Raw genomic sequence first — 713 nt, forward strand, 5'->3', positions numbered from 1 at the left:
CCATTGAACCCAATGACGACCGTTCTCTGCTTCGCCTTGTGCAATACGGTTACCATTGCTGAGCAAGTATGGATATGTTGCTTTATCTGCAATGACTTTGGTTGTGTATTTTGCCAGTACGTCTGGACGATCTAAGTAATACGTGATGCGGCGGAAGCCTTCTGCTTCACACTGTGTACAGAATGCACCACCAGATTTGTACAGACCTTCAAGTGCGGTGTTGGCTTCAGGATCAATTTTAGTGATGATTTCAAGTTCGAACTCAGCAGGTAAGTCAGACAGTACTAGGGACGCCTCTTTAACTTCATGATGCGCCCAATCTTCGCCGTTCACCTTAACTGAACGAAGCTCTAACCCTTCACCATCCAGTTCTAGAGTCGTTGATTCACCCTTTTGAACTACTTTTGATAGTGCAGTAACGATGGTGTCGCTGTCGTAAAGATCAAACGTAAGATCAATATCAGTAATTGTGTGGGATGGCGCTTGATAATCTTTACGATATTTCGCCTGGGGAGCTTGAGACATGTCCATAAATCCTTGTATGTCGAACTACAAAAATACCAGTTTACAGGTCTCAAACCCTTTAACTGGTATCACGATATAAGCTATTTGTATGGGTTGTGGTATCAGAATACAAGTCTTTCTATAAAAAAACGGAGCTTTTTGATGGTTAGCTCCGCGTTCTGATTAACATTTACTCAACATTAGAAGTT

Annotated in this window: 1 pseudogene; it reads right to left on the minus strand. The window is 42.2% G+C overall.

The annotated features are described in order from the left end of the window. A pseudogene (locus R7093_RS25450) lies at positions 1–525 on the minus strand (peptidase); the annotation flags it as partial. Between the last annotated feature and the right edge of the window lie 188 nt (positions 526–713).

It is taken from the genome of Vibrio sp. 1580 (genome assembly GCF_033340055.1).